Origin of the sequence: Pseudomonas sp. IT-P294 (assembly GCF_949767865.1) — a bacterium.
Classification (GTDB): domain Bacteria; phylum Pseudomonadota; class Gammaproteobacteria; order Pseudomonadales; family Pseudomonadaceae; genus Aquipseudomonas.
Genome location: NZ_CATKQW010000059.1, coordinates 83,729 through 109,965, shown reverse-complemented (window position 1 = coordinate 109,965; position 26,237 = coordinate 83,729). Strand labels below are relative to the sequence as shown.

Here is a 26,237-nt window from a genome sequence, read left to right as displayed (position 1 = left end):
GCGAGCAAGCTCGCTCCCACAGGGGATAGTGGATGCTGACGGTGATCGTACAACCGTGTTGAGCTATGATGCGGTTTCAGCCGAATTTTTCGAGAAAGACGTTCACCATGGAAAACCCGATCGACGCACCCCGCCTCCCTCGCAAGCGCCGCAGCCTCGCACAGGAATTGGTGACGGTGCTGTCCGAGCAGATCCGCGACGGCCACCTCAAACGTGGCGACAAATTGCCCACCGAGTCGGCAATCATGGATGCCCATGGCGTCAGCCGCACCGTGGTTCGCGAGGCGATTTCCCGCTTGCAGGCCGCAGGCCAGGTGGAAACCCGCCACGGCATCGGCACCTTCGTGCTCGACACGCCGAGCCCGAGCGGTTTCCGTATCGACCCGGCCACGGTCGTCACGCTGCGTGACGTACTGGCTATTCTGGAGCTGCGGATCAGCCTGGAAGTGGAATCCGCCGGCCTTGCCGCACAACGTCGCACGCCCGAGCAGTTGGCATTGATGCGAGCGGCTCTGGATGCATTGAACGAAAGCGTCTCCCATGCCAGCGATGCCGTGGCGTCGGATTTCCAGTTTCACCTGCAAATCGCCCTGTCGACCGGCAATCGCTACTTCACCGACATCATGACCCACCTGGGCACCAGCATTATTCCGCGCACCCGGCTCAACTCCGCGCGGCTGGCCCATGATGACCAGCAGCACTACATGAATCGCCTGAGCCGTGAGCACGAAGAGATTTACGACGCCATTGCGCGCCAGGATTCGGATGCCGCGCGGGCGGCGATGCGTTTGCACCTGACCAACAGCCGCGAACGACTGCGCCATGCGCATGAAGAGGCAGAGGCACAGCGCGGGTAATTGCCTGCCTGACAGGACGCCATCGCGAGCAAGCTCGCTCCCACATTGATCCTGGATGCCCACAAGTTCTGTGTTCATCGAAAATCTATTGTGGGAGCGAGCTTGCTCGCGATGAGGGCGTCAGCCTAAAAGCAGTAACCTCAGCCCGCGTTCAAAGTCGACCGATCCACCCGCACTGCCAATTGCGCCGTCCCAGGCCTGGCATCAAACGCCACACTCCCACACTCATCAACCACACCCCGTGCAATCGCCACTCCCTTGGCCAGCAATTCCAGAGGGGCGCCCTTCATCGATTGCCCCGAAGCCAACTCCAGTTTCAATTTAATCGTCATCATTGATCTCCTTATCAGGCCACGTTGCCCGTTGGTTTGTAGTCCTTGAGCAGCAAGTAAGTGCTCCAGCCCCACCAGTCATCGACGGTGGCGGTGTCGTTCAAGTTGTTGACGTCCTTGCGTCGCAACACCTTGTTGCCGTCCATCCTGAACAGCGGTGAAAAATTGCCCGCCAGGTTCAACACTGCCTGCAAATCCGGCAGATTCTTCAACGCGCCGAAACTGCCGGGCGACGGCGCAATGCCGCTCAGATACGCCGCAAACACTTCATCCGCCGACACCTGAACCGCCTGGTTCACCTGGGCGCGATTGGCGCTGGAGAGGTCGTCGAAGTAGCGTTTGTCGCCATAGGCGCGCCATTGCGCACCGTTGGCGTTACGCACATTGAGGCCGAACTTGCTGTCTTCGTCGTGCATGAAGCGGGTAATCAATGAGCCCAGGTCACTCGGTGTGACCACCGCTGCCAGCTGCTTGCGGGGCACGCGCAAGTGACCGGCGGAAAACAGGTCGGTCAGGTAGTGATCGGCGAACGCGTTCATCGCGTAGGCCAGTTCCAGCTGCTTTTCATCGCCGCTGTTGTGCGCTTTTACCGCGTGTTGCAGGGCTGCCGCATGCCCGGCGACGTAGGCCAGTAGCGCCCATTCGCCAAAGTGGTCGGCGTTGTTGGCGGCCAGTTTCAGGTAGCGCCCCAGCGGAAACAGCGCCGAGACAACACTGCCGCCGCCAGTGATTCTGTTCCACTCTTCGGACAACGTATCACCGAGGGCGTCATACGCCTCATGAGGTTGTTTACCGTCCTTGATGGCCTGTTTAACGGCAGCGATTTCCTTTTGCATGACGCCGAGAATCAACTTGGCCTCGGCATTGGACGCCGGCAACACGGCCAGCGAGTTGAACGCGTTGTTGAATCGCTGGATACGCTCGGCAGCACTGGCGCCTTCGCTGACGGGTTGATCGGGGATGCCGTAAAAATCAGCGCTCAGCGCAACGATCTGGCCATAGGTCAGCGCCAATCCGTTCGGTAAGTGCAGTTCAACCTGAGACGCGGGGACAGCAGGCGCGTCTTTGATGAAACGCAGCAGGGTGCTGTCGCCGATGGCCGTGTGTTCGCCGCCTTCGAACCTCAGCTGCGGCTTGTTTTTTGGCGCTTTGCCGCCCGGCAAAGGTACGTCGTTGTGTTCACCGAGATGCAATACCAGCGAATCGCCATCGACGATGGCGACGCCCTGTTCGGTAAAAAGGTCATCCAGGTTCACGATGACCTGCTTGGGGTTTTCCTGCGGTTGTGTGTGCAGACCTGACATTTCTAGCTCCTTGATATGTCGTCGGTACAAATCGAATTAACTGTATGCATATACAGTCATCCGAATCATAGAAGAGAAATTTCCTACGTCAAGAAAATACCTTTCCGACTCAAAATGTGAGGTTCGCGATGAAATGCAGTTGACGGTTATTATTTAAGTTGTACGATGACCTACAACTCGGCGAAAGCTGAACGGTTTCTCACACAAACATACGTCGCTACCCAGGGTGTTCGAATAATGAATCCACAAGAACTGAAGTCCATCCTCTCTTCCGGTCTGCTGTCTTTCCCGGTCACCGATTTCAATGCCCAGGGTGATTTCCATCGCGCTGGCTACATCAAGCGTCTCGAATGGCTGGCCCCATACGGCGCCACGGCGTTGTTCGCCGCGGGCGGCACCGGTGAGTTCTTCTCTCTGGCGGCCAGCGAATATTCGGAAATCATCAAGACTGCCGTCGACACCTGCGAAACCAGCGTGCCGATTCTGGCCGGTGTAGGTGGTTCGACCCGTCAAGCCATCGAATACGCACAGGAAGCCGAGCGTCTGGGCGCCAAAGGCCTGTTGCTGCTGCCGCACTACCTGACCGAAGCCAGCCAGGACGGCGTCGCCGCCCACGTTGAAGCCGTGTGCAAATCGGTAAAAATCGGTGTGGTGGTTTACAACCGCAACGTCTGCCGCCTGACCGCACCGTTGCTGGAGCGTCTGGCTGAGCGCTGCCCGAACCTGATCGGATACAAAGATGGCCTGGGCGATATCGAGTTGATGGTGTCGATCCGTCGCCGCCTCGGTGATCGCTTCAGCTACCTGGGTGGTTTGCCGACCGCCGAAGTGTACGCAGCGGCCTACAAGGCCCTGGGCGTGCCGGTTTACTCGTCGGCGGTGTTCAACTTCATCCCGAAAACCGCGATGGATTTCTACCACGCCATTGCCCGCGAAGATCACGCCACTGTCGGCAAGATCATCGACGACTTCTTCCTGCCTTACCTGGACATCCGTAACCGCAAAGCCGGCTACGCGGTAAGCATCGTCAAGGCCGGGGCAAAAATTGCCGGCTATGACGCAGGCCCAGTGCGTGCGCCGCTGACCGACCTGACCGGCGAAGAGTACGAAATGCTCGCCGCGTTGATCGACAAGCAAGGTGCGCAATAACACACCCGATTAAACAAGGCCGCTGAGTGATCAGCGGCCTTTTGCGTGAGGAGAACATCTCGTGGCAGATTCAAAGCGTTTTGATAACTACATCAACGGTGAATGGGTGGCAGGCAGCGATTACTGCGCCAACATCAACCCGTCCGAACTGACCGACACCATCGGCAACTACGCCAAGGCCGATCTGGCCCAGGTCCACGCGGCCATCGACGCCGCTCGCGCCGCGTTCCCGGCCTGGTCGACTTCGGGGATTCAGGCTCGCCATGACTCGCTGGATAAAGTCGGCACTGAAATCCTCGCCCGTCGCGAAGAGCTCGGCACCTTGCTGGCCCGGGAAGAGGGCAAGACCCTGCCCGAAGCCATTGGTGAAGTGACCCGCGCCGGTAACATCTTCAAGTTCTTCGCCGGTGAGTGCCTGCGTCTGTCCGGTGATTACCTGCCGTCGGTGCGCCCGGGCGTCAACGTTGAAGTCACCCGCGAAGCGCTGGGTGTGGTCGGTCTGATCACGCCGTGGAACTTCCCGATTGCGATCCCTGCGTGGAAAATCGCCCCGGCCCTGGCCTACGGCAACTGCGTCGTGCTCAAACCGGCCGATCTGGTGCCAGGTTGCGCCTGGGCGCTGGCCGAAATCATTTCCCGCGCAGGCTTCCCGGCCGGCGTGTTCAACCTGGTGATGGGCAGCGGTCGAGTGGTTGGCGATGCGCTGGTGCAGAGCCCGAAAGTCGACGGCATCAGCTTCACCGGTTCGGTCGGTGTGGGTCGTCAGATCGCGGTCAGTTGCGTCTCGCGCCAGGCCAAGGTTCAGCTGGAAATGGGTGGCAAGAACCCGCAGATCATTCTCGACGACGCCGATCTCAAGCAAGCGGTCGAGCTGTCGGTGCAGAGTGCGTTCTACTCCACCGGTCAGCGCTGCACGGCTTCGAGTCGTTTCATCGTCACCGCCGGCATCCACGACAAATTCGTCGAAGCCATGGCCGAACGCATGAAGTCGATCAAGGTCGGCCACGCCCTGAAAACCGGCACCGACATCGGTCCGGTGGTTTCCCAGGCTCAGCTTGAACAGGACATGAAGTACATCGACATTGGCCAGTCCGAAGGTGCACGTCTGGTCAGCGGCGGCGGTCTGGTGACCTGTGACACCGAAGGCTATTACCTCGCGCCAACGCTGTTTGCCGACAGCGAAGCCGCGATGCGCATCAGCCGCGAAGAAATCTTCGGCCCGGTGGCCAACGTGGTTCGCGTGGCGGATTACGACGCGGCACTGGCCATGGCCAACGACACCGAATTCGGTCTGTCGGCGGGTATCGCCACGACATCGCTGAAGTACGCCAACCACTTCAAACGTCACTCCCAGGCCGGGATGGTGATGGTCAACCTGCCGACGGCGGGCGTGGATTACCACGTTCCATTCGGTGGGCGTAAAGGTTCATCCTATGGTTCCCGCGAGCAAGGTCGCTACGCGCAAGAGTTCTACACGGTCGTAAAAACTGCCTACATCGGTTCCTGATCCACCGCAATACCTGTGGGAGCTGGCCTGCCAGCGATGGCATCACCGCGGTGTGACTGACACGCCGAGGTGTCCGCATCGCTGGCAGGCCAGCTCCCACAAAAAGAAATCGTTATTACCCGCATAAAAATAATCAGTGGGAGTACATCTACATGCAAGCGACCAAGCCGACCCACGTCCGCTATTTGATTCTGCTCATGCTTTTCCTGGTGACCACGATCAACTACGCCGACCGGGCCACTATCGCCATCGCGGGCTCCAGCCTGCAAAAAGACCTCGGCATCGACGCGGTCACTCTCGGTTATATTTTCTCTGCATTCGGTTGGGCCTACGTGGCCGGGCAAATTCCCGGTGGCTGGCTGCTGGACCGATTCGGTTCGAAAAAAGTCTACGCACTGAGCATCTTCACCTGGTCGCTGTTCACCGTGCTGCAGGGTTATGTCGGTGAGTTCGGCATGTCCACGGCAATCGTTGCGCTGTTCATGCTGCGCTTCCTGGTGGGCCTGGCCGAAGCGCCATCCTTCCCCGGTAACGCGCGCATCGTGGCGGCCTGGTTTCCGACCGCTGAACGCGGCACGGCGTCGGCGATCTTCAACTCGGCGCAATACTTTGCCACCGTGCTGTTCGCACCGCTGATGGGCTGGATCGTCTACAGCTTCGGCTGGCAGCACGTGTTTGTGGTGATGGGCGGCATCGGCATCGTGTTCTCGCTGATCTGGCTGAAAGTGATCCACAGCCCGCGTCAGCACCCGATGATCAACGAAGCCGAGTTCAAGCACATCGCCGACAACGGCGGTATGGTCGACATGGACCAGGACAAAGGCAAAGGCAAGAAAACCGACGGGCCGAAGTGGGACTACATCCGCCAGTTGCTGACCAACCGCATGATGCTCGGCGTTTACCTGGGCCAATACTGCATCAACGGCATCACCTACTTCTTCCTGACCTGGTTCCCGGTATACCTGGTTCAGGAACGCGGCATGACCATTCTCAAGGCGGGTTTCATCGCTTCGTTGCCAGCGATCTGCGGCTTCATCGGTGGCGTGCTCGGCGGGGTGATTTCCGACTACCTCCTGCGCAAGGGCCATTCCCTGACTTTCGCCCGCAAGGCGCCGATCATTGCCGGTTTGCTGGTTTCCAGCAGCATCGTGGCCTGCAACTATGTGGACATCGAATGGATGGTGGTCGGCTTCATGGCCCTGGCGTTCTTCGGTAAAGGCGTTGGCGCATTGGGCTGGGCGGTGGTGTCCGACACCTCGCCAAAACAGATCGCCGGTTTGAGTGGCGGCCTGTTCAACATGTTCGGCAACATCGCGTCCATCACCACGCCAATCGTGATTGGCTACATCATCAGCTCCACCGGTTCGTTCAAATGGGCCTTGGTGTTTGTCGGTTGCAACGCACTGGTCGCAGTGTTCAGCTACCTGGTGATCGTCGGTCCGATCAAACGTGTGGTGCTCAAGGAGCCGCCAGTCAACGGCCCTGAAACCAACAACAAATTATCTCAAGCGCATTCCTGAGGAGCGGCGTCATGCAGTTGATTGAACATTCCGACTCGCCGCGCTACATCCGCCTGCACGAGCGGGACAATGTCGTGATCGTGGTCAATGACCAGGGCGTGCCGGCCGGCACTGAATTTCCCGATGGCCTGGTGACGGTGGACTTCGTGCCGCAGAGCCACAAAGTCACCCTGGAAGATATTCCCGAGGGTGGCCAGGTCATTCGTTACGGCCAGACCATCGGCTACGCGTTGCAGCCGATTCCACGCGGCAGCTGGGTCAAGGAAGATCAACTGCGCATGCCCACCGCGCCGCCGCTGGACAGCCTGCCGCTGTCCACCGATGTGCCGGCCGCGCAGGCACCGCTGGAAGGTTTTACGTTCGAGGGTTATCGCAATGCCGACGGCACCGTCGGCACGCGCAACATTCTGGGGATCACCACCACGGTTCAGTGTGTGACCGGCGTGCTCGACCATGCGGTCAAGCGCATCAAGGAAGAGTTGCTGCCCCACTACCCGAACGTCGATGACGTGGTGGCGCTGACCCACAGTTACGGTTGCGGCGTGGCCATCACCGCCACCGACGCCTACATCCCGATCCGTACCGTGCGCAACCTGGCGCGCAACCCGAACCTGGGTGGCGAAGCCTTGGTCATCAGCCTTGGTTGCGAGAAATTGCAGGCCGGGCAGGTGATGCACGAGAACGACAGCTCGGTGGACCTGAGCGATCCGTGGTTGTATCGCTTGCAGGATTCCAGTCACGGTTTCACCGAGATGATTGAGCAGATCATGGCGTTGGCCGAGGTCCGTTTGAAGAAACTCGATCAGCGTCGCCGGGAAACCGTGCCGGCGTCCGAGCTGATTCTGGGCATGCAGTGCGGCGGCAGCGATGCCTTTTCCGGCATCACTGCCAACCCGGCGTTGGGCTATGCCTCGGATTTGCTATTGCGGGCCGGTGCGACGGTGATGTTTTCCGAAGTCACCGAAGTGCGTGACGCGATTTACCTGCTGACGTCCCGCGCCGAAACCAAGGAAGTCGCCGAGGAGCTGGTGCGGGAAATGGACTGGTACGACCGGTACCTGGCCAAGGGCGAAGCGGATCGCAGCGCCAACACCACGCCGGGGAACAAGAAGGGCGGGTTGTCGAACATTGTCGAAAAGTCCTTGGGCTCGATCGTCAAATCCGGCAGCAGCGCGATCAACGGCGTGCTGGGCCCTGGCGAACGCTTCAAGCGCAAAGGGCTGATTTTCTGCGCGACCCCGGCCAGTGATTTTGTCTGCGGGACGTTGCAACTGGCGGCCGGGATGAACCTGCATGTATTCACCACCGGGCGCGGCACGCCGTATGGCCTGGCGATGGCGCCGGTGGTGAAGGTCTCGACGCGCACGGAACTGGCGCAGCGCTGGCCGGACCTGATCGACATCGATGCCGGGAGGATTGCCACCGGACGGGCTTCGATTGAAGACCTCGGCTGGGAGTTGTTCCACTACTACCTGGACGTGGCGAGCGGGAAAAAACAGACGTGGGCCGAGCAGCACAAGCTGCATAACGACATCACCTTGTTTAACCCTGCGCCGATCACGTAAGACCGAGTCGCCTGCATCGCGGGCAAGCCCGCTCCCACACTGGATTTTCGCCGTACACAGATTTTGTGTTCGGCACTGAACAAATGTGGGAGCGAGCCTGCTCGCGATAGCGGTCTAACAGACGCCAGAGGACTTGGTGGCTTATCATTAGCCCCCTAACGACGCCCACCCAAGGTTCTCCCGGCATGCTGGCTATCTTCCTCGAAACCCTGAACATCACCGCGCCGGTGTTTGCCATGCTGTTTCTGGGTGTGCTGCTCAAGCGCATCAACTGGATCAACGACAACTTCATCCACACTGCGTCGGCCTTGGTGTTCAACGTCACCATGCCGGCGTTGCTGTTTCTGGGCATCCTGCATGCCGACCTGCACGCCGCGCTGCAACCGGCGCTGCTGATCTACTTCGCGCTCGCCACCCTGGTGTGTTTCGCCATTGCCTGGGGCTGGGCAATCTGGAAGTGCCCGCGTGAAGACCGGGGGATCTACACCCAGGGCGCGTTTCGCGGCAATAACGGTGTCATCGGCCTCGCACTGGCGGCCAGCATGTACGGCGATTACGGCATTTCCCTCGGGGCGATTCTCGCAGCGCTGGTGATCCTGTTTTACAACACGCTCTCAACCATCGTGCTCGCGGTCTACAGCCCGGTGATCAAGTCCGATCCGTGGAGCATCTTCAAAAGCGTGATGGTCAATCCGCTGATCATCAGCGTGTTTGCGGCGGCGCCATTTGCTTATTTCAAGATCGGCTTGCCGGGGTGGCTGGAAACCTCCGGTCAGTACCTGGCGCAAACCACCTTGCCGTTGGCGCTGATCTGCATCGGCGGCACGTTGTCGCTGGCAGCGATGCGCAAGAGCGGCACGATGGCGCTCAGCTCAAGCCTGGTGAAGATGATCGGCCTGCCGGTGCTGGCGACGCTGGGAGCGTGGTTATGGGGTTTTCGCGGAGCGGAGTTGGGGATTCTGTTTCTGTATTTCGGCAGCCCGACTGCAGCGGCCAGTTTTGTCATGGCCCGTCAGGCCAATGGCAATCATGAACTGGCGGCGGCGATCATCGTCATTACGACGTTGATGGCGGCGATTACCACCAACGTCGGGATCTTTTTATTGCAGTGGGGAGGTTGGATCTAGCTTCGGAATCTTTGGTTTTTTTTGGGGGCCTCTTCGCGGGCAAGCCCGCTCCCACAGGGGATCTCCAGTGGACACAAAATTTGTGTACGACTCGGCCTAGTGTGGGAGCGAGCTTGCTCGCGATGGCGGCAGATCATTCACCACAAATGCCGATGACTCACTCCGGCTTTTGGTAAGTGTCGATCACTTCCTGCGCCGCGCGAAACGCATCGATCGCCGCCGGCACACCGGCATACACCGCGCAATGCAGCAGCGCCTCGCGAATTTCTTCCACGGTGCAACCGTTGTTCAACGCGCCGCGCACGTGACCTTTCAATTCCTGCGGGCACTTCAACGCGGTCAGTGCGGCGAGGGTGATCAGGCTGCGGGTTTTCAGCGGCAGGCCTTCGCGATTCCACACGCTGCCCCAGGCGTGTTCATTGACGAAATCCTGCAGCGGCTGGGAGAACTCGGTGGCATTGCCCAGAGCGCGGTCGACGAAGGCGTCACCCATCACTTGGCGGCGGACTTCAACGCCAGGTTTTTTATTGTCGGTCACGGCATTTCCCTCTTGTGGTGTTGGCGACGCCAGGCGCGCAGCGACGTAAACAGCAGATACGCCACCAGCGCCGGCAGGACGAAAAACAGCATCAGGTGTTCAAGTTTGCCGGCCAGCGGCATGCCGGTGGTGAATGACACCACGTGCAAGCCGTAAGCGAGGTACAGCCCCAGAAACAGCAAGCCTTCGGCGCGGGTCACCCGGTAGCCGGTGTAAAACAGCGGCAGGCACAGCACCGCGACGCCGAGCATCACCGGCAAGTCAAAATCCAGGGCGTTGGGCGAAACAGACAGCGGCGAAGGCGCGACAAGCGCCGTCAGGCCAAGCACGCCCAGAAGGTTGAACAGATTGCTGCCGATGACGTTGCCCACGGCGATATCGCGCTGACCGCGCAACGCGGCGATCAATGAGGTGGCCAGCTCCGGCAGTGAAGTGCTGACGGCGACAATGGTCAGGCCGATGATTCGTTCCGACAGCCCCAGGTCGGTGGCGACCGCCACGGCGGCACCCAGCAACAAGTGAGCGGCATACACCAGCATGGCCAGTCCTGCGACGATCATCAGCACGCTGCTGACCCACGGTGCCTTCAGTGTTTCGTCGTGGGAGGGCGGGCGAGTCGAATGCCGCGACTGGCGCAGCAACAAGCCCAGGTACAACACCAGCGCAGCCAATAGAATCAAGCCGTCCACACGATCCAGCTCTTTGTTCCAGGCCAGTGCGAACACCAGCAGGCTGGCGCCGATCATCAGCGGGATATCCAGGCGCACCAGCTGCCGCGAAACCCGTAGCGGAATGATCAGCGCCGAAAGGCCCAGGGTGACCAGGATGTTGAAGATGCAGCTGCCAATCACGCTGCCGACGGCGATGTCGGCGTTTTGCGCCAGGGTGGCTTGCAGGCTAACCGCCATCTGCGGGGCGCTGCTGCCGAGGGCGACGATGGTCAGCCCGATAATCAGCGACCGCACCTGCAGGCGCGCCGCCAGGCGCACAGCGCCGCGCACCATCAGTTCGGCACCCGCGATCAGCAGCAGCAGGCCAACGAACAATTCAATCACGCTGATCAGGGGTACGTCGTCAAGTCCGAAAATGGTTTTGGGCTCCGGCTGTTAATCGTCGAGGGCTTGCACGCGAACGCGCGCGGTACCACTGCCGAGCATGCCCAACCGCTCGGCCGCAGCATGTGACACGTCGATCAGACGCCCACGGGCATGCGGCCCGCGATCGTTGATGCGGACGACGCAGGATTTGTCGTTATTCAGATTGGTGACCTTCACCCGCGTGCCGAACGGCAACTGGCGATGGGCGGCGGTCAGGGAGTTCTTGTTGAAACGCTCACCACTGGCGGTGCGTTTACCTTGATGTTTGGCGCCGTAATACGAAGCCACGCCGGTCTTGTCATAGCCGTGCGGATCGATGATGTCGTTGCTGGCGCAACCGGCCAGCAGGGAGAGCAGGGCGCAAAGGCTGAGCAGACGCTTCATTGAAGGTTTCCCGAAAACAAATGTGGGAGCCAGCCTGCTGGCGATTGCGGAGTGTCAGACACGGATATGTTGAATGTCAGACCGCTATCGCCAGCAGGCTGGCTCCCACAAGGAGTGGAGCCAGATTTGAGGGCTGGCTCCATTTTCATCAGCCTTCGAGCTTGCTTTTGAGCAGTTCGTTGACCTGTTGCGGGTTGGCCTTGCCTTTGGAGGCTTTCATGGCCTGGCCGACGAAGAAGCCGAACATCTTGCCGCGCTTGGCTTCGTCTGCCGCACGGTATTGCTCGACCTGCTCGGCGTTGGCCGCGAGCATTTCGTCCAGCACCGCCGAGATCGCGCCGCTGTCGGTCACTTGCTTCAAGCCACGCTTGTCGATGATCTCGTCCGCGCTGCCTTCGCCGTTGGCCATCGCTTCAAACACTACTTTGGCGATTTTGCCGGAGATGGTGTTGTCCTTGATGCGCAGCAGCATGCCGCCCAGTTGCTCGGCCGAGACCGGTGACTGGTCGATTTCCACGCCTTGCTTGTTCAGCAGGCTGCCCAGCTCAACCATGACCCAGTTCGCCGCCAGCTTGGCGTCGCCGCTGATGCCCACGACTTTTTCGAAGTAATCGGCTTGCTCGCGGCTGGTGGCCAGGACGCTGGCGTCATAGACCGACAGGCCGAACTGCGCCTGGAAGCGCTCGCGTTTCTGCGGTGGCAATTCCGGCAGGGTGGCGCGAACCTCATTGAGGAACGAGTCTTCGATGACCACGGGCAGCAGGTCCGGATCGGGGAAGTAACGGTAGTCGTTGGCTTCCTCCTTGCTGCGCATCGGACGGGTCTCGTCCTTGTTCGGATCGTACAGGCGGGTCTGCTGGATCACTTTGCCGCCATCTTCGATCAGCTCGATCTGACGGCGAACTTCACTGTTGATCGCCTTCTCGATGAAGCGGAACGAGTTGACGTTCTTGATCTCGCAGCGGGTGCCGAACTCAACGTGGCCTTTTGGACGGATCGACACGTTGCAGTCGCAACGCAGCGAGCCTTCGGCCATGTTGCCGTCGCAGATGCCCAGATAACGCACCAGCGCGTGGATCGTCTTGACGTAAGCCACGGCTTCCTTGGCGCTGCGCATGTCCGGCTCGGAAACGATTTCCAGCAGCGGCGTGCCGGCACGGTTCAGGTCGATGCCGGTGGCACCGTTGAATTCTTCGTGCAGGCTTTTACCAGCGTCTTCTTCCAAGTGTGCACGGGTAACGCCGACACGTTTGATCGTGCCGTCTTCCATGGCGATGTCCAGGTGGCCCTTGCCGACGATCGGCAGCTCCATCTGGCTGATCTGGTAGCCCTTGGGCAGGTCCGGGTAGAAATAGTTTTTACGGGCGAACACGTTGTGCTGGCCGATTTCGGCATCGATAGCCAGGCCGAACATCACCGCCATGCGCACCGCTTCCTGGTTCAGCACCGGCAGAACGCCGGGCATGCCAAGGTCTACCAGGCTGGCCTGGGTATTCGGCTCGGAACCGAAAGTGGTGGAGCTACCGGAAAAGATTTTCGACCGGGTGGTGAGCTGGGTATGAATCTCCAGCCCGATCACGACTTCCCATTGCATGTGTTTCTCCTCAGAAGCCGGTTGGGGTGCGGGTGTGCCAGTCAGTGTTCAACTGATACTGATGGGCAACGTTCAACAGGCGACCTTCCTGGAAATACGGGGCGAGCAATTGCACGCCGACCGGCAGGCCATCGACAAAACCGGCGGGCATGGACAAGCCCGGCAGGCCGGCGAGGTTGGCGGTAATGGTGTAGACGTCTTCCAGGTACGCAGCGACCGGGTCGCTGTTCTTGGCGCCAAGCTTCCAGGCCGGGTTCGGTGTGGTTGGGCCGAGGATGATGTCGACCTCATTGAAGGCGGCCATGAAGTCGTTCTTGATCAGGCGACGAATTTTCTGTGCCTTGAGGTAGTAGGCGTCGTAGTAACCGGCCGACAGCGCGTAGGCGCCGACCATGATCCGGCGCTGCACTTCCGGGCCGAACCCTTCGCCGCGAGAGCGTTTGTACAGGTCGATCAGGTCTTTCGGGTTTTCGCAGCGATGGCCGAAGCGCACACCGTCGAAACGCGACAGGTTGGAAGACGCTTCTGCCGGAGCGATCACGTAGTACGCGGGAATCGCGTGCTGCATGTTCGGCAGGCTGATTTCCTTGATCACGGCACCGAGTTTTTTCAGTGCTTCGACACTGGCCATGACCAGGTCGGCGATGCGTGGATCGAGACCGGCGCCGAAATACTCCTTCGGCACGCCGATGCGCAGGCCTTGCAGCGAACCGTTGAGGCTGGCGCTGTAATCAGGCACGGGCTCGTCGATGCTGGTGGAATCCTGCGGGTCGAAACCGGCCATGCCTTGCAACAGGATCGCGCAGTCTTCGGCGGTACGGGCCAGAGGGCCGCCCTGATCGAGGCTGGAGGCGTAAGCGATCATGCCCCAGCGCGAAACGCGACCGTACGTCGGTTTCAGGCCGGTTAGGTTGGTCAGTGCTGCGGGCTGGCGGATCGAGCCGCCGGTATCGGTGCCGGTGGCCGCTGGCAGCAGGCGCGCGGCAACCGCCGCCGCCGAACCGCCGGACGAACCGCCCGGAACGTGTTCCAGGTTCCACGGGTTTTTCACCGGGCCGTAGTAGCTCGACTCGTTGGCCGAACCCATGGCGAATTCGTCCATGTTGGTCTTGCCCAGGGTCACGGCCCCGGCAGCGGCCAGCTTGGCGACGACAGTGGCGTCGTACGGCGCCTTGAAGTTGTCGAGCATCTTCGAGCCGCAGCTGGTGCGGATGCCCTGGGTGCAGAACAGGTCTTTGTGCGCGATCGGCGCACCGAGCAGGGCGCCGGTCTCACCGTTGGCACGGCGTGCGTCAGCGGCTTTCGCCTGCTGGAGCGCCAGGTCTTCGGTGAGCGTGATGAAGCTGTTGAGCTGAGGATCGAGCTGGGCGATACGCGCCAGCAGGTTTTTGGTCAGCTCTTCGGAAGAAAACTTTTTATCGGCGAGACCGCGGGCGATCTCGGCCAGAGTCATTTGATGCATTGCAGGCTCTTTCCCTTTAGTCGATGACTTTCGGAACCAGGTACAGGCCGTTTTCGACCGCTGGTGCGATGGACTGGTAGGCCTCGCGATGATTGGTCTCGGTCACGACGTCTGCACGCAGGCGCTGGCTGGCTTCCAGTGGGTGGGCGAGCGGCTCGATACCGTCGGTATTGACCGCCTGCATTTCGTCGACCAGCCCGAGAATGCTATTCAGGGCCGAAGTAATATGTGGAAGATCGGCATCATTAAGGCCAAGGCAGGCCAGATGAGCGATTTTTTCCACGTCGGAGCGTTCAAGCGCCATGGGAATCTCCAGTGGAAAACAGAACGGACGTCGTCCGTGTGTTAGATTGTCGGAACACTACCGCATTTCTACGGTCATAAGGCCGCGATTGTGGGGGTTGGTGCACAGAAAAGCGGCCAATTTAACATATTGGCGCCTTGCCCAAAATCCCTGTCGTTGTTAGAGTTTGCCGCACTTTTTTACCCACGCGTTGCCTAGGGTCCCTTTCCCATGTTCAAGAAACTGCGTGGCATGTTTTCCAGCGATCTTTCCATTGACCTGGGCACTGCCAACACCCTTATTTACGTGCGCGAGCGCGGTATCGTCCTGAATGAGCCATCGGTTGTGGCTATTCGGACACACGGTAACCAGAAAAGTGTCGTCGCTGTCGGCACCGAAGCCAAGCGCATGCTCGGCCGAACGCCGGGCAACATTGCTGCCATTCGTCCGATGAAGGATGGCGTGATTGCCGACTTCAGCGTCTGCGAAAAGATGCTGCAATATTTTATCAACAAGGTTCACGAAAACAGCTTTCTGCAGCCAAGCCCTCGTGTGCTGATCTGCGTTCCGTGCAAATCCACCCAGGTTGAGCGTCGTGCCATCCGTGAATCGGCCCTTGGTGCCGGTGCGCGTGAAGTGTTCCTGATCGAAGAGCCGATGGCCGCTGCGATCGGTGCCGGCCTGCCGGTTGAAGAAGCGCGCGGTTCGATGGTCGTCGATATCGGTGGTGGTACCACTGAAATCGCACTGATCTCCCTGAACGGTGTGGTTTACGCCGAATCCGTACGGGTTGGCGGCGACCGCTTCGACGAAGCGATCATCACCTACGTGCGCCGTAACTACGGCAGCCTGATCGGTGAATCCACTGCCGAGCGTATCAAGCAGGAAATCGGTACAGCCTACCCGGGCGGCGAAGTGCGTGAAGTCGACGTTCGCGGCCGTAACCTGGCCGAAGGCGTTCCACGCGCCTTCACCCTGAACTCCAATGAAGTGCTGGAAGCTCTGCAAGAGTCTCTGGCGACCATCGTTCAGGCGGTCAAAAGTGCCCTGGAGCAATCGCCTCCGGAGCTGGCTTCCGATATCGCCGAGCGTGGCCTGGTACTGACCGGTGGTGGCGCCTTGCTGCGTGACCTCGACAAGTTGCTGGCCCAGGAAACAGGTCTGCCGGTGATCGTCGCCGAAGACCCGCTGACCTGTGTGGCTCGCGGCGGTGGTCGTGCGTTGGAGATGATGGACAAGCACACCATGGACCTGCTTTCCAGCGAGTAAGTCGCCGGATCGCATCTATGCTGTTGAGCGCGCAGGCGGCACTTTGCAGTGCTGCCTGTTGGCGTTTATCTTCTGTCACTCTGCATCCAGGCCGGTTTGATGCCGTATGAATAAAGAAAAAATTTGCCTGGGAGGAGCGGCTTATTAAACCGCTTTTCACCAAGGGCCCCTCACTGGGCGTGCGCGTATTAGTGCTGGTCGTGCTTTCGGTCGCCCTGATGGTGGTCGATGCCCGATTCACACTGCTCAAGCCAGTGCGTAGCCAAATGTCGCTGGTGCTGATGCAGTCTTACTGGATCACCGACCTGCCGCAGCGGCTATGGCAGGGTGTGGCCAGCCAATTTGGCAGCCGTACCGAACTCGTCGCCGAAAACGAAAAACTCAAGACCGAAAACCTGTTGTTGCAGGGGCGCATGCAAAAGCTGGCGGCCCTCACCGAGCAGAACGTTCGGCTGCGCGAGTTGCTCAATTCCTCCGCGCTGGTCAACGAGAAGGTCGAAGTGGCCGAGTTGATCGGCATGGACCCCAATCCCTTCACCCATCGCATCATCATCAATAAAGGTGAGCGCGACGGTGTGATCCTCGGTCAGCCGGTGCTCGATGCCCGCGGCCTGATGGGGCAGGTGGTTGAACTGATGCCGTACACCTCTCGCGTGCTGCTGCTGACCGACACGACCCACAGTATTCCGGTGCAGGTAAACCGCAACGGGCTGCGCGCAATTGCCAGCGGCACCGGTAACCCGGAACGCCTCGAACTTCGCCACGTGGCCGATACGGCGGACATCAAGGAAGGCGATCTGCTGGTCAGCTCAGGTTTGGGCCAGCGTTTCCCGGCCGGTTACCCGGTGGCAACGGTCAAGGAAGTGATCCACGATTCCGGCCAGCCCTTTGCCATCGTGCGTGCCGTGCCGACCGCCGCCCTGAACCGCAGCCGTTACCTGCTGCTGGTGTTCAGCGACGGTCGTACCGCTGAAGAGCGCGCCAATGAAGCCGCCCAGGCTCAGGAAGCCCTTGATCAGCACGGCGGCGGCCCGATCTTCCCGGCGACCGTTTCGAAGCCTGCCCTGGTCCCGACGCCGGCAGCTGCGCCCGTGGCTGCTCCGGCTGTTCCGGCAGCGGCACCAGCACCGGTTGCGGCAACCCCGGCCAAGCCCACGACCACACGGCATTCGGCCGCCAAGCCTCCCGCCACGCAGCCGGCGGCCACCAAGCCGCCTGCGACTCAACCCGCTGCCGTGAAGCCTGCTGCCAAGCCGCCTGTCTCCGCGCCAGCCTCCACTGGGGGACGAGAATAATGGTCGGTACGACTGCATCGCGAAACGGCTGGATCGTTTGGCTGACCTTTGCCATCGGCATGTTGCTCAGCGTTTCGCCGCTGCCACAGTTCATGGAAATCCTGCGTCCCTTGTGGCTGGCCTTGCTGCTGGCATTCTGGGCGCTGACCATGCCGCAAAAAGTCGGCATGGTCACCGCGTGGTGCCTGGGTCTGGCTGAAGACGTGCTCTACGGCACACTGCTGGGCCAGAACGCATTGATCCTGACACTGATCACCTTTCTGGTGCTGTCGCTGCAACAGCGCCTGCGCATGTTCCCGATGTGGCAACAGAGCCTGGTGATCCTGGTGATCTTCGGCCTCGCCCAGCTTGTTCAGCTGTGGTTGAGCGCCTTGACCGGCAACCGCCAGCCGACACTGGCGCTTGTCTTGCCGGCACTGGTCAGTGCCTTGCTCTGGCCTTGGGTCAGCTACGGTTTGCGCGGGTTGCGTCGACGCTACAAAATCACTTGATTCGGTCAGGCATTGGCCCGTATTGGCGGTAGACAAGGGAGATGTCTTGATGAAGTTATACCTCGCCTCAGGCTCGCCACGTCGGCGTGAGCTGCTCACGCAGATCGGCGTGCCGTTTTCCGCCATCAGTGCGGACATCGATGAAACCCCTTTGAAGCATGAATCCCCGTCGGCTTATGTCGAACGCCTCGCGCGTGGCAAGGCCGAAGCCGGGCGCGGCACGCTCGCGTCAGGTGAAGATTCTTGCGTGTTGGGTGCCGATACCGCCGTGGTGCTCAACGGGAAAATTCTTGGCAAACCGGTGGACGAAGCCGATGCGTGCGCCATGCTTATGTTGTTGGCCGGTCAGGAACACCAAGTATTGACCGCCATTGCGGTGCTCGACGGCGAACGCTGTGAGTCTCGGGTTGTGCGCAGCCTGGTGCGCTTTCGCGACATCAGTCGTGAAGAAGCCGCGGCCTACTGGGCCAGCGGCGAACCCCGTGACAAGGCTGGCGGCTATGGGATTCAAGGACTGGGCGCGGTGTTTGTCGCCGGGCTCAATGGCAGCTACTCGGCTGTGGTCGGGTTGCCGCTGTGCGAAACCTGCGAGCTGCTGGGCCATTTCGGCATACCCTGTTGGCAAACCCTTAACGCGCGCTGAGCGTCGTTCTGACAAGATGCGGCCATTATCGTGAACATGCCTGAACGAGACCCTGCCATGAGTGAAGAGATCCTGATCAACATCACGCCGATGGAATCGCGCGTGGCGGTGGTCGAAAACGGTGTTCTGCAAGAGGTCCACGTCGAGCGCACGCAAAAGCGTGGAATCGTCGGCAATATCTATAAAGGCAAGGTCGTGCGGGTGTTGCCGGGCATGCAGGCCGCGTTCGTCGATATCGGTCTGGACCGGGCCGCGTTCATTCATGCCTCGGAAATTTCCTTGCGTGAAGGGCCGGCGGTAGAAAGCATCAGCGCGTTGGTCCATGAAGGTCAGAGCCTGGTGGTGCAAGTCACCAAGGACCCGATCGGTTCCAAAGGCGCGCGCCTGACCACTCAGTTATCGATTCCATCGCGCTATCTGGTGTACATGCCGCGCACGGCCCACGTCGGCATTTCCCTGAAGATCGAGGACGAAGCGGAACGCGAACGCCTCAAGCAAGTGGTCACCGATTGCGTGGACAAAGAGGGCATCAAGGAGGCGGGCGGTTTCATTCTGCGCACTGCCGCCGAAGGGGCGGGTGCCGATGAAATCCTGATGGACATTCGTTACCTGCGCCGTCTCTGGGATCAGATCAACGAACAGATCAAGACCATCAGCGCACCGAGTGTGATCTACGAAGACCTCGGCCTGGCGCTGCGCACCTTGCGTGACCTGGTGAGCCCGAAGATCGAGAAGATCCGTATCGATTCCCGGGAAACCTTCCAGAAAACCACGCAGTTCGTCGCCGAACTGATGCCGGAAATCGCTGATCGTCTGGAGCATTACCCGGGCGAGCGGCCGATCTTCGACCTGTACGGCGTCGAAGACGAAATCCAGAAAGCCCTCGAGCGCAAAGTGCCGCTCAAGTCCGGCGGTTATCTGGTGGTCGATCCGGCCGAAGCCATGAGCACCATCGACGTCAACACGGGCGCATTCGTCGGGCATCGCAACCTCGAAGAAACCATTTTCAAGACCAACCTCGAAGCCGCGACCGCCATCGCTCGCCAGCTGCGCCTGCGCAATCTGGGCGGAATCATCATCATCGACTTCATCGACATGGAAGACGAAGAGCACCAGCGCCAGGTCTTGCGTACCCTCGAGAAGCAACTTGAGCGCGATCACGCCAAGACCAACATCATCGGCATCACCGAGTTGGGCCTGGTGCAGATGACCCGCAAGCGCACCCGCGAAAGTCTCGAACAAGTGCTCTGTGAACCCTGCAGCAGCTGTCAGGGACGCGGCAAATTGAAGACGCCGGAAACGGTCTGCTATGAAATTTTTCGCGAAATCCTCCGCGAGGCACGCGCCTATCAAGCGGAAGGCTATCGTGTATTGGCGAACCAGAAAGTCGTCGATCGTTTGCTCGACGAGGAGTCGGGCAATGTCGCCGAACTGGAAGGCTTTATCGGGCGGACCATCCGGTTTCAGGTGGAAACCATGTATTCCCAGGAACAATACGACGTGGTGCTGCTCTGAATCGTTTTGTTTCAACCTCACTAAATCGGCTGGCCTCAGCTTTTTGCAGTATTTTTGCCATGGGAGCCAACTGACATGGAACGTCTGACACGCATTTTGGCCGCACTGACCCGCTGGGGTCTTGGCCTGTGCGCGTTGGTATTGGTGTTGATGGCGTTATACGTCAGCCTCGGCCGCGAGTTGACGCCTCTGGTGGCCGAATATCGTGCCGACGTCGAAACCAAAGCCAGCGCCGCCCTGGGCATGCCGTTGCAGATCGGTAAGCTGGAGGGCAACTGGAGCGGTTTCGCGCCGATCCTCCTGGCGCACGACGTCACGGTTGGCGAGGGCTCCAATGCCCTGCGTCTGGACCAGGTGCGGGCGGTGCCTGACGTTTGGGAAAGCTTGCTAGCGCGCGAAGTGCGCATCGCTCATCTGGAACTCAATGGCCTGAAGATCAGCCTCAAGGAAGGCCAGGACGGGCAGTGGGCGCTGGAAGGTTTGCCGGTGCAACAGGACCAGCCGCTCGACCCGGAGCAGTTGCTCAATCGCATGCAAATGGTTGCGCAGTTGTCGGTGATCGACAGCCAGGTGACCTTGCAGCCACTGGATCAGCCGCCACTGACATTGACCTACGTGGGCCTGAACCTGAAAACCGGCGTGTCCCGCCAGCGACTCGATGCCCGTTTGACCCTGCCCGATGGCCAACCGTTGGCCATGAGTGTGCGCACCCGTATTCGCGCCAGCGAATGGAAGGATGGCGAAGCCGAGGCGTACCTGAGCCTGCCGCAAAGCGACTGGTCGAAATGGCTGCCCGCGAGCCTGACCCGGCAATGGAATTTCTCCGAGATCAAGGCCGGTGGCGAACTCTGGGTGACCTGGGGCAAGGGCGAGCTGCAAAGCGCTGCCATTCGCTTGAACGCGCCACAGCTCAAGGGCGCTTACGCCGAACGTAAACCGATCCAGATCAACAACCTGGCGCTCAACGGCTATTTCCAGCGCAGTTCCGAAGGCATGCTGGTGACTTTGGACTCCCTGGCCATGAACCTTGGCGCGAGCCGCTGGGAATCGCATCTGCAACTGCGCCAGAGCATCGCGACCGATACGGCTGACGAAGTCTGGCACTTGCAAGCCGACCGCCTCGATCTCACACCGCTCACACCGCTGATGAATGCCTTGGGGCCGCTGCCGGAAGGTGTTGCCACCGCCATCGAGCGACTCAAGGTCACCGGCAGTCTACGCAACGTGCTGATCGATCTGCGGCCCAATGCCACCGACGACAGCAAGTTCAGCTTTGCCGCCAACCTCGAGCAGGTCGGCTTCGACGCCTATCACGGTGCACCGGCGGCGCGAAATGTCAGCGGTAGCATCAGTGGTGACCTTGGTCAGGGTGAACTGCGGATGGACAGCAAGGACTTTGTCCTGCACCTGGACCCGATCTTTGCCAAGCCATGGCAATACATCCAGGCCAATGCCCGGCTGACCTGGAAGCTCGACAAAGAAGGCTTCACCCTGATCGCGCCGTACCTCAAGGTGCTGGGCGAAGAGGGCAAGATTGCCGGTGACTTCCTGATCCGCCTGCATTTCGACCATACCCAGGAAGACTACATGGACCTGCGGGTTGGCCTGGTGGATGGCGACGGTCGTTACACCGCCAAATACCTGCCAAGCATGCTCAGCCCGGCACTCGACGAATGGCTGCGCACTGCGATTCTCAAAGGTGCGGTAGACCAGGGTTTCTTCCAGTATCAAGGCTCGCTGAACCATGGCGCCGAGGACGCTGCCCGCAGCATCAGCCTGTTCTTCAAGGTGCATGACGCCGAACTGGCGTTTCAGCCAGGTTGGCCACATGTCAGCAAGGTGAGCGGTGATGTGTTTGTCGAAGACAGCGGTGTGCGGATCCTGGCCAGCAAGGGCCAGTTGCTCAACACCCAGGTCAGCGACATCTACGTCAATATTCCCCATGTGCCGGCCGGTCAAAGCGTTCACCTGTTCCTCGACGGCGGGTTCGCCGGCGGATTGGGCGATGGCTTGAAGATTCTTCAGGAAGCGCCGATCGGCACGGCGGACACCTTTGCTGGATGGGAAGGCGAGGGCGATCTGCAAGGCAAGTTGAAACTGGACATTCCCTTGGTAAAAGGCGAACAGCCGAAAATTCTCGTCGACTTCAAGACAGCCAAGTCCCGTCTGAAACTGGCCGAGCCTGTGCTTGAGTTGACTCAACTCAAAGGCGATTTCCGTTTTGACAGCGCCAAGGGGGTGAGCGGACAAAACATTACTGCTCGGGCCTTCGACAGGCCGGTCACCGCGCAGATTTTTGCCGATGGCAGCCCGGGTAATATCAAGACCCGTGTCAGCGCGTCTGGTCAGGTAGAGGTCAAGAAGCTCACGGATTGGTTGAACGTGACCCAACCGCTGCCGGTGTCCGGTTTGATCCCGTATCAGTTGCAACTGAACCTCGATGGGCCTGACAGCCAATTGATGGTCAATTCCAGTCTCAAAGGCGTGGCAATCGATTTGCCGGCCCCGTTCGGCATGACTGCCGATGTCGGACGCGACACCACGTTCCGCATGACCCTGCAGGGACAGGAGCGGCGCTATTGGGTCAACTATGGCGAGTTGGCAAACTTCACATTCGCCGCGCCGCCCGGCAATTTTGCCGATGGTCGCGGTGAGTTGTTCCTCGGCGGCGGCGCTGCCGTGCTGCCCGGCGCGAAAGGCCTTCGGGTGCGTGGCGTGCTGTCGGAACTGGATGTCGGTCCCTGGAAAGATCTGGCGGACAAGTACGCCGGCCAGGATCCGGGCGGCAGTGCCAAGCAGCTGCTCAGCAGCGCGGACTTCAAGGTCGGCAAGCTGAGCGGCGTCGGCACCACGCTCGATCAGGCGTCGGTGCAGTTGAACCGCAAATCCGCCGCGTGGGCCCTGCAGCTCGACAGTCAGCAGGTCAAGGGCAGCGCGAGTATCCCGGATGCGCAAGGCGCGCCGATTGCGATCAATCTGCTGACCGTGCGCTTGCCGGCACCGGATCCTAAAGTGCTGGCCGACGAAAATTCGCCGGATCCGCTGGCCTCCGTAGACCCGACGAAAATTCCTGCACTGGATATCACCATCAATCAGCTGTTCCAGGGGCAAGACCTGGTCGGTGCCTGGTATTTAAAAGTCCGTCCGACTGCCAGGGGCATCGCGCTCAATACCCTGGACCTGGGGCTCAAGGGCATTCTGTTGCAGGGCAATGGCGGCTGGGAAGGCATACCGGGGAGTTCCAGCAGTTGGTTCAAGGGACGAATCGGCGGCAAGAATCTCGCCGATGTACTCAAAGGCTGGGGCTTTGCGCCGAGCGTCACCAGCGAAGAGTTTCATATGGACGTCGACGGTCGCTGGCCGGGCTCCCCGGCCTGGCTGGCGAGCAAGCGTTTCTCCGGCACCCTGGATGCATCGCTGAGCAAAGGCCAGTTCGTTGAAGTCGAGGGCGGTGCCCAGGCCCTGCGGGTTTTCGGCCTGCTCAACTTCAACTCCATCGGTCGCCGTCTGCGCCTGGACTTCTCCGACTTGTTTGGAAAAGGCCTGAGTTATGACCGCGTCAAAGGCCTGCTGGTCGCGACCAACGGCGTCTACGTGACCAAGGAGCCCATCCAGATGACCGGACCTTCGAGCAATGTTGAGCTCAACGGCACGCTGAATCTGGTCGGTGACCAGATCGATGCCAAGTTGCTGGTGACGTTGCCGGTGACCAACAACTTGCCGATTGCCGCGTTGATCGTCGGCGCACCGGCGGTTGGCGGCGCGCTGTTCTTGATCGACAAGTTGATCGGAGACCGCGTGGCACGTTTCGCCAGCGTGAAATACACGGTCAAAGGTCCGTGGAAAGAGCCGAAAATCACCTACGACAAACCTTTTTGAGTTCTTTTTTGAAAAGGCACTGCCAAAGGCTATGGAGTAGCATGGCAAGCAGTCTTTATAAAAAGCGACCCAGGAGCGCGCCATGTCTTTTGCGGTGATTCAAATGGTCAGCCAGAGCGATGTGCTGGCCAATCTTGCCCGGGCCCGTCATCTGCTCGAGCAGGCGGCAGCCGGTGGTGCGCAGCTTGCGGTGCTGCCAGAAAACTTCGCCGCCATGGGCCGTCGCGACATTGCCGATATCGGTCGCGCCGAGGCCTTGGGTGAAGGCCCGATCCTGCCGTGGTTGAAACAGACCGCCCGCGACCTCAAATTATGGATAGTGGCCGGCACATTGCCGTTGCCGCCGATGGATCAACCGACGGCCAAGGTGCATGCCTGCTCGCTGTTGGTGAACGACCAGGGCGAGACAGTGGCGCGTTACGACAAGCTGCACCTGTTCGATGTGGACGTTGCGGACAATCGCGGGCGCTATCGCGAGTCCGATGACTATGCTCATGGCAGTGGCGTTGTGTTAGCCGATACGCCGGTCGGCCGGGTTGGCCTGACGGTGTGTTATGACCTGCGTTTCCCGGAGTTGTATAGCGAATTACGGGCTGGCGGTGCTCAGCTGATTACCGCGCCATCGGCTTTTACGGCGGTGACCGGTGCGGCGCATTGGGATGTGCTGATTCGCGCGCGGGCCATCGAGACTCAATGTTACCTACTCGCAGCCGCTCAGGGTGGGACGCATCCGGGGCCGCGAGAAACCTTTGGCCATGCCGCGATCATTGACCCGTGGGGCCGCGTGCTGGCGCAACAGGATCAAGGCGAGGCCGTGCTGCTGGCCGAACGCGATAGCAGCGAACAGGCGTCCATCAGGGCGCGGATGCCGGTGTCCAGTCACCGGCGCTTTTTCTCGCAGGGCGCCCAGCGACCTGCCTCAGAACGATGAATTTAAGGCGTAAAGCATATGAGCGAGTTGTTGTCCTCAGTCAGTGAACACCTCCTGGCGCCTGGTGGCGTAACCATCGAAAGTCTGCAGGGTGTACTCGGCGATCTGGCCGGCCCGGGCATCGATGCCGCCGACCTGTATTTCCAGGGACAGATTTCCGAGTCCTGGGCGCTGGAAGACGGAATCGTCAAGGAAGGCAGCTTCAACCTCGATCAGGGCGTTGGCGTTCGTGCGCAATCGGGTGAAAAAACCGGTTTTGCCTACAGCAATGCGATCACGCTGGAAGCCCTGGGCGCGGCGGCACGTGCTGCGCGCTCGATCTCGCGCGCAGGGCAAAATGGCACGGTGCAAGCGTTCACCACGGCAGATGTCGCCCAGTTATACGGGCCGGACAATCCTTTGGAAGTGATGACGCGCGCCGAGAAAGTCGAGTTGCTTAAACGCATCGACGTCGCGACGCGCGCCCTCGACCCACGTATTCAGCAAGTGACCGTGAGCATGGCCGGGGTCTGGGAGCGAATCCTCGTGGCCTCGACGGATGGCAGTCTGGCGGCGGATGTACGGCCGTTGGTGCGCTTTAACGTCAGCGTGATCGTCGAGCAGAACGGTCGCCGCGAGCGCGGTGGCCATGGCGGTGGCGGTCGAACCGATTACCGTTATTTCCTGAGTGATGACCGCGCCATGGGTTACGCCCGTGAAGCCTTGCGTCAGGCCCTGGTCAACCTAGAAGCGATTCCGGCACCGGCCGGTACGTTGCCGGTGGTGCTGGGTTCGGGCTGGTCCGGCGTGCTGCTGCACGAAGCGGTCGGTCACGGCCTGGAAGGCGACTTCAACCGCAAGGGCAGTTCCGCCTACAGCGGGCGCATGGGCGAGATGGTCGCGTCCAAGCTCTGCACCATCGTCGATGACGGTACGTTGGCGGGCCGTCGCGGCTCCCTGAGTGTCGACGATGAGGGTACCCCGACCGAGTGCACCACGCTGATCGAGAACGGCGTACTCAAGGGCTACATGCAGGACAAGCTCAACGCGCGCCTGATGGGCGTTGCCCGCACCGGTAACGGTCGCCGTGAATCCTACGCGCACTTGCCGATGCCACGCATGACCAACACCTACATGCTGGCGGGCGAAAGCGACCCGGCGGAAATCATTGCCTCGGTAAAGCGCGGCATCTACTGCGCCAACCTCGGCGGCGGTCAGGTAGACATCACCAGCGGCAAGTTCGTGTTCTCCACCAGCGAGGCGTACCTGATCGAAGACGGCAAGATTACCGCCCCGGTCAAAGGCGCGACGTTGATCGGCAACGGCCCGGAAGCGATGAGCAAGGTGTCGATGGTCGGCAATGATCTGGCGCTGGACAGTGGTGTGGGGACGTGCGGCAAGGATGGGCAGTCGGTGCCGGTGGGTGTCGGCCAGCCAACGCTGAAAATCGATGCGATCACTGTGGGTGGCACAGGATCGTAAACAGGATGGAGCTTCGGGTGAGCCGCTTGGCGAC

General features: G+C 60.4%; 22 protein-coding genes. 14 read left to right on the top strand and 8 right to left on the bottom strand.

Going from position 1 to position 26,237, the window contains the following annotated elements:
- The first annotated feature begins 107 nt into the window (after positions 1 to 107).
- The gene (locus ACM6I0_RS30740; RefSeq protein WP_222589771.1) at positions 108 to 857 is read left to right on the top strand and encodes a FadR/GntR family transcriptional regulator; all 750 of its coding nucleotides are present in this window, start codon (positions 108 to 110) and stop codon (positions 855 to 857) included.
- Between the two features lie 140 nt (positions 858 to 997).
- On the opposite strand, the gene ACM6I0_RS30735 is transcribed toward ACM6I0_RS30740, so the two are convergent.
- Positions 998 to 1,189 (bottom strand): hypothetical protein, encoded by a 192-nt coding sequence (locus ACM6I0_RS30735; RefSeq protein WP_414924035.1) that lies wholly within the window; start codon positions 1,187 to 1,189, stop codon positions 998 to 1,000.
- A 14-nt stretch (positions 1,190 to 1,203) separates the two neighbouring features.
- Positions 1,204 to 2,493, bottom strand: coding sequence for a phospholipase (locus tag ACM6I0_RS30730; protein ID WP_414924034.1), 1,290 nt, complete (start codon positions 2,491 to 2,493; stop codon positions 1,204 to 1,206).
- Positions 2,494 to 2,730: 237 nt separating this feature from the next.
- Here ACM6I0_RS30730 and kdgD point away from each other — a divergent pair, with 237 nt between their 5' ends.
- From kdgD to ACM6I0_RS30705, 5 genes are all read left to right on the top strand, one after another.
- The gene (kdgD, locus tag ACM6I0_RS30725) at positions 2,731 to 3,642 is read left to right on the top strand and encodes a 5-dehydro-4-deoxyglucarate dehydratase (protein ID WP_109627960.1); all 912 of its coding nucleotides are present in this window, start codon (positions 2,731 to 2,733) and stop codon (positions 3,640 to 3,642) included.
- A 61-nt stretch (positions 3,643 to 3,703) separates the two neighbouring features.
- Positions 3,704 to 5,149 (top strand): aldehyde dehydrogenase family protein, encoded by a 1,446-nt coding sequence (locus ACM6I0_RS30720; protein ID WP_414924033.1) that lies wholly within the window; start codon positions 3,704 to 3,706, stop codon positions 5,147 to 5,149.
- Positions 5,150 to 5,301: 152 nt separating this feature from the next.
- A complete protein-coding gene (locus tag ACM6I0_RS30715; RefSeq protein WP_259155310.1) occupies positions 5,302 to 6,669 on the top strand; it encodes an MFS transporter in 1,368 nt (455 codons plus the stop codon).
- An 11-nt stretch (positions 6,670 to 6,680) separates the two neighbouring features.
- Positions 6,681 to 8,234 (top strand): galactarate dehydratase, encoded by a 1,554-nt coding sequence (gene garD / locus ACM6I0_RS30710; protein WP_285430820.1) that lies wholly within the window; start codon positions 6,681 to 6,683, stop codon positions 8,232 to 8,234.
- Between the two features lie 185 nt (positions 8,235 to 8,419).
- Positions 8,420 to 9,361, top strand: a complete 942-nt coding sequence (locus ACM6I0_RS30705) for an AEC family transporter (protein WP_285430822.1) — start codon at positions 8,420 to 8,422, stop codon at positions 9,359 to 9,361.
- 157 nt (positions 9,362 to 9,518) lie between these two features.
- Here ACM6I0_RS30705 and ACM6I0_RS30700 read toward each other — a convergent pair whose 3' ends face one another.
- The 6 genes from ACM6I0_RS30700 to gatC form a co-directional block, all read right to left on the bottom strand.
- On the bottom strand, positions 9,519 to 9,854 hold the full coding sequence (locus ACM6I0_RS30700; RefSeq protein ID WP_414924099.1) for a carboxymuconolactone decarboxylase family protein: 336 nt from the start codon (positions 9,852 to 9,854) through the stop codon (positions 9,519 to 9,521).
- Between the two features lie 41 nt (positions 9,855 to 9,895).
- Positions 9,896 to 10,954: a calcium/sodium antiporter gene (locus tag ACM6I0_RS30695; protein WP_414924032.1), complete on the bottom strand. Its 1,059-nt coding sequence runs from the start codon at positions 10,952 to 10,954 to the stop codon at positions 9,896 to 9,898.
- A 51-nt stretch (positions 10,955 to 11,005) separates the two neighbouring features.
- On the bottom strand, positions 11,006 to 11,380 hold the full coding sequence (locus tag ACM6I0_RS30690) for a septal ring lytic transglycosylase RlpA family protein (protein WP_285430824.1): 375 nt from the start codon (positions 11,378 to 11,380) through the stop codon (positions 11,006 to 11,008).
- 148 nt (positions 11,381 to 11,528) lie between these two features.
- Entirely contained in the window at positions 11,529 to 12,974 is a 1,446-nt protein-coding gene (gatB, locus tag ACM6I0_RS30685) for an Asp-tRNA(Asn)/Glu-tRNA(Gln) amidotransferase subunit GatB (RefSeq protein WP_414924031.1), read from the bottom strand.
- A 10-nt stretch (positions 12,975 to 12,984) separates the two neighbouring features.
- Positions 12,985 to 14,436 carry an Asp-tRNA(Asn)/Glu-tRNA(Gln) amidotransferase subunit GatA gene (gene gatA, locus ACM6I0_RS30680; protein ID WP_414924030.1) on the bottom strand — a complete coding sequence of 484 codons (1,452 nt, stop codon included), beginning with the start codon at positions 14,434 to 14,436 and terminating at the stop codon, positions 12,985 to 12,987.
- A gap of 16 nt (positions 14,437 to 14,452) precedes the next feature.
- On the bottom strand, positions 14,453 to 14,740 hold the full coding sequence (gatC, locus tag ACM6I0_RS30675) for an Asp-tRNA(Asn)/Glu-tRNA(Gln) amidotransferase subunit GatC (protein WP_007901429.1): 288 nt from the start codon (positions 14,738 to 14,740) through the stop codon (positions 14,453 to 14,455).
- A 210-nt stretch (positions 14,741 to 14,950) separates the two neighbouring features.
- On the opposite strand from gatC, the gene mreB reads away from it, so the two are divergent.
- The 8 genes from mreB (at position 14,951) to tldD (ending at position 26,203) form a co-directional block, all read left to right on the top strand.
- On the top strand, positions 14,951 to 15,988 hold the full coding sequence (mreB, locus tag ACM6I0_RS30670; protein WP_002555108.1) for a rod shape-determining protein MreB: 1,038 nt from the start codon (positions 14,951 to 14,953) through the stop codon (positions 15,986 to 15,988).
- Positions 15,989 to 16,131: 143 nt separating this feature from the next.
- The gene (gene mreC / locus ACM6I0_RS30665; protein ID WP_414924098.1) at positions 16,132 to 17,283 is read left to right on the top strand and encodes a rod shape-determining protein MreC; all 1,152 of its coding nucleotides are present in this window, start codon (positions 16,132 to 16,134) and stop codon (positions 17,281 to 17,283) included.
- Positions 17,283 to 17,774, top strand: coding sequence for a rod shape-determining protein MreD (mreD, locus tag ACM6I0_RS30660; RefSeq protein ID WP_090175508.1), 492 nt, complete (start codon positions 17,283 to 17,285; stop codon positions 17,772 to 17,774). The genes mreC and mreD overlap by 1 nt, the downstream gene beginning before the upstream one ends.
- A gap of 46 nt (positions 17,775 to 17,820) precedes the next feature.
- Positions 17,821 to 18,417 carry a Maf family protein gene (locus tag ACM6I0_RS30655; RefSeq protein ID WP_414924029.1) on the top strand — a complete coding sequence of 199 codons (597 nt, stop codon included), beginning with the start codon at positions 17,821 to 17,823 and terminating at the stop codon, positions 18,415 to 18,417.
- 57 nt (positions 18,418 to 18,474) lie between these two features.
- A complete protein-coding gene (rng, locus tag ACM6I0_RS30650) occupies positions 18,475 to 19,932 on the top strand; it encodes a ribonuclease G (RefSeq protein ID WP_090175503.1) in 1,458 nt (485 codons plus the stop codon).
- Between the two features lie 75 nt (positions 19,933 to 20,007).
- Positions 20,008 to 23,811 carry a YhdP family protein gene (locus ACM6I0_RS30645; RefSeq protein ID WP_414924028.1) on the top strand — a complete coding sequence of 1,268 codons (3,804 nt, stop codon included), beginning with the start codon at positions 20,008 to 20,010 and terminating at the stop codon, positions 23,809 to 23,811.
- A gap of 82 nt (positions 23,812 to 23,893) precedes the next feature.
- Positions 23,894 to 24,742 (top strand): carbon-nitrogen hydrolase family protein, encoded by an 849-nt coding sequence (locus ACM6I0_RS30640; RefSeq protein WP_414924027.1) that lies wholly within the window; start codon positions 23,894 to 23,896, stop codon positions 24,740 to 24,742.
- A gap of 18 nt (positions 24,743 to 24,760) precedes the next feature.
- On the top strand, positions 24,761 to 26,203 hold the full coding sequence (tldD, locus tag ACM6I0_RS30635; RefSeq protein WP_222589786.1) for a metalloprotease TldD: 1,443 nt from the start codon (positions 24,761 to 24,763) through the stop codon (positions 26,201 to 26,203).
- Positions 26,204 to 26,237: the final 34 nt, after the last annotated feature.

Coding starts and splice junctions, on each gene's coding strand:
- garD (WP_285430820.1), top strand. CDS start 6,681: ATGCAGTTGATTGAACATTCCGACTCGCCGCGCTACATCCGCCTGCAC.
- ACM6I0_RS30645 (WP_414924028.1), top strand. CDS start 20,008: ATGGAACGTCTGACACGCATTTTGGCCGCACTGACCCGCTGGGGTCTT.
- ACM6I0_RS30705 (WP_285430822.1), top strand. CDS start 8,420: ATGCTGGCTATCTTCCTCGAAACCCTGAACATCACCGCGCCGGTGTTT.
- ACM6I0_RS30640 (WP_414924027.1), top strand. CDS start 23,894: ATGTCTTTTGCGGTGATTCAAATGGTCAGCCAGAGCGATGTGCTGGCC.
- gatA (WP_414924030.1), bottom strand. CDS start 14,436: ATGCATCAAATGACTCTGGCCGAGATCGCCCGCGGTCTCGCCGATAAA.
- ACM6I0_RS30735 (WP_414924035.1), bottom strand. CDS start 1,189: ATGACGATTAAATTGAAACTGGAGTTGGCTTCGGGGCAATCGATGAAG.
- mreB (WP_002555108.1), top strand. CDS start 14,951: ATGTTCAAGAAACTGCGTGGCATGTTTTCCAGCGATCTTTCCATTGAC.
- ACM6I0_RS30700 (WP_414924099.1), bottom strand. CDS start 9,854: ATGGGTGACGCCTTCGTCGACCGCGCTCTGGGCAATGCCACCGAGTTC.
- rng (WP_090175503.1), top strand. CDS start 18,475: ATGAGTGAAGAGATCCTGATCAACATCACGCCGATGGAATCGCGCGTG.
- ACM6I0_RS30730 (WP_414924034.1), bottom strand. CDS start 2,493: ATGTCAGGTCTGCACACACAACCGCAGGAAAACCCCAAGCAGGTCATC.
- tldD (WP_222589786.1), top strand. CDS start 24,761: ATGAGCGAGTTGTTGTCCTCAGTCAGTGAACACCTCCTGGCGCCTGGT.
- ACM6I0_RS30740 (WP_222589771.1), top strand. CDS start 108: ATGGAAAACCCGATCGACGCACCCCGCCTCCCTCGCAAGCGCCGCAGC.
- ACM6I0_RS30715 (WP_259155310.1), top strand. CDS start 5,302: ATGCAAGCGACCAAGCCGACCCACGTCCGCTATTTGATTCTGCTCATG.
- gatC (WP_007901429.1), bottom strand. CDS start 14,740: ATGGCGCTTGAACGCTCCGACGTGGAAAAAATCGCTCATCTGGCCTGC.
- mreD (WP_090175508.1), top strand. CDS start 17,283: ATGGTCGGTACGACTGCATCGCGAAACGGCTGGATCGTTTGGCTGACC.
- kdgD (WP_109627960.1), top strand. CDS start 2,731: ATGAATCCACAAGAACTGAAGTCCATCCTCTCTTCCGGTCTGCTGTCT.
- gatB (WP_414924031.1), bottom strand. CDS start 12,974: ATGCAATGGGAAGTCGTGATCGGGCTGGAGATTCATACCCAGCTCACC.
- ACM6I0_RS30690 (WP_285430824.1), bottom strand. CDS start 11,380: ATGAAGCGTCTGCTCAGCCTTTGCGCCCTGCTCTCCCTGCTGGCCGGT.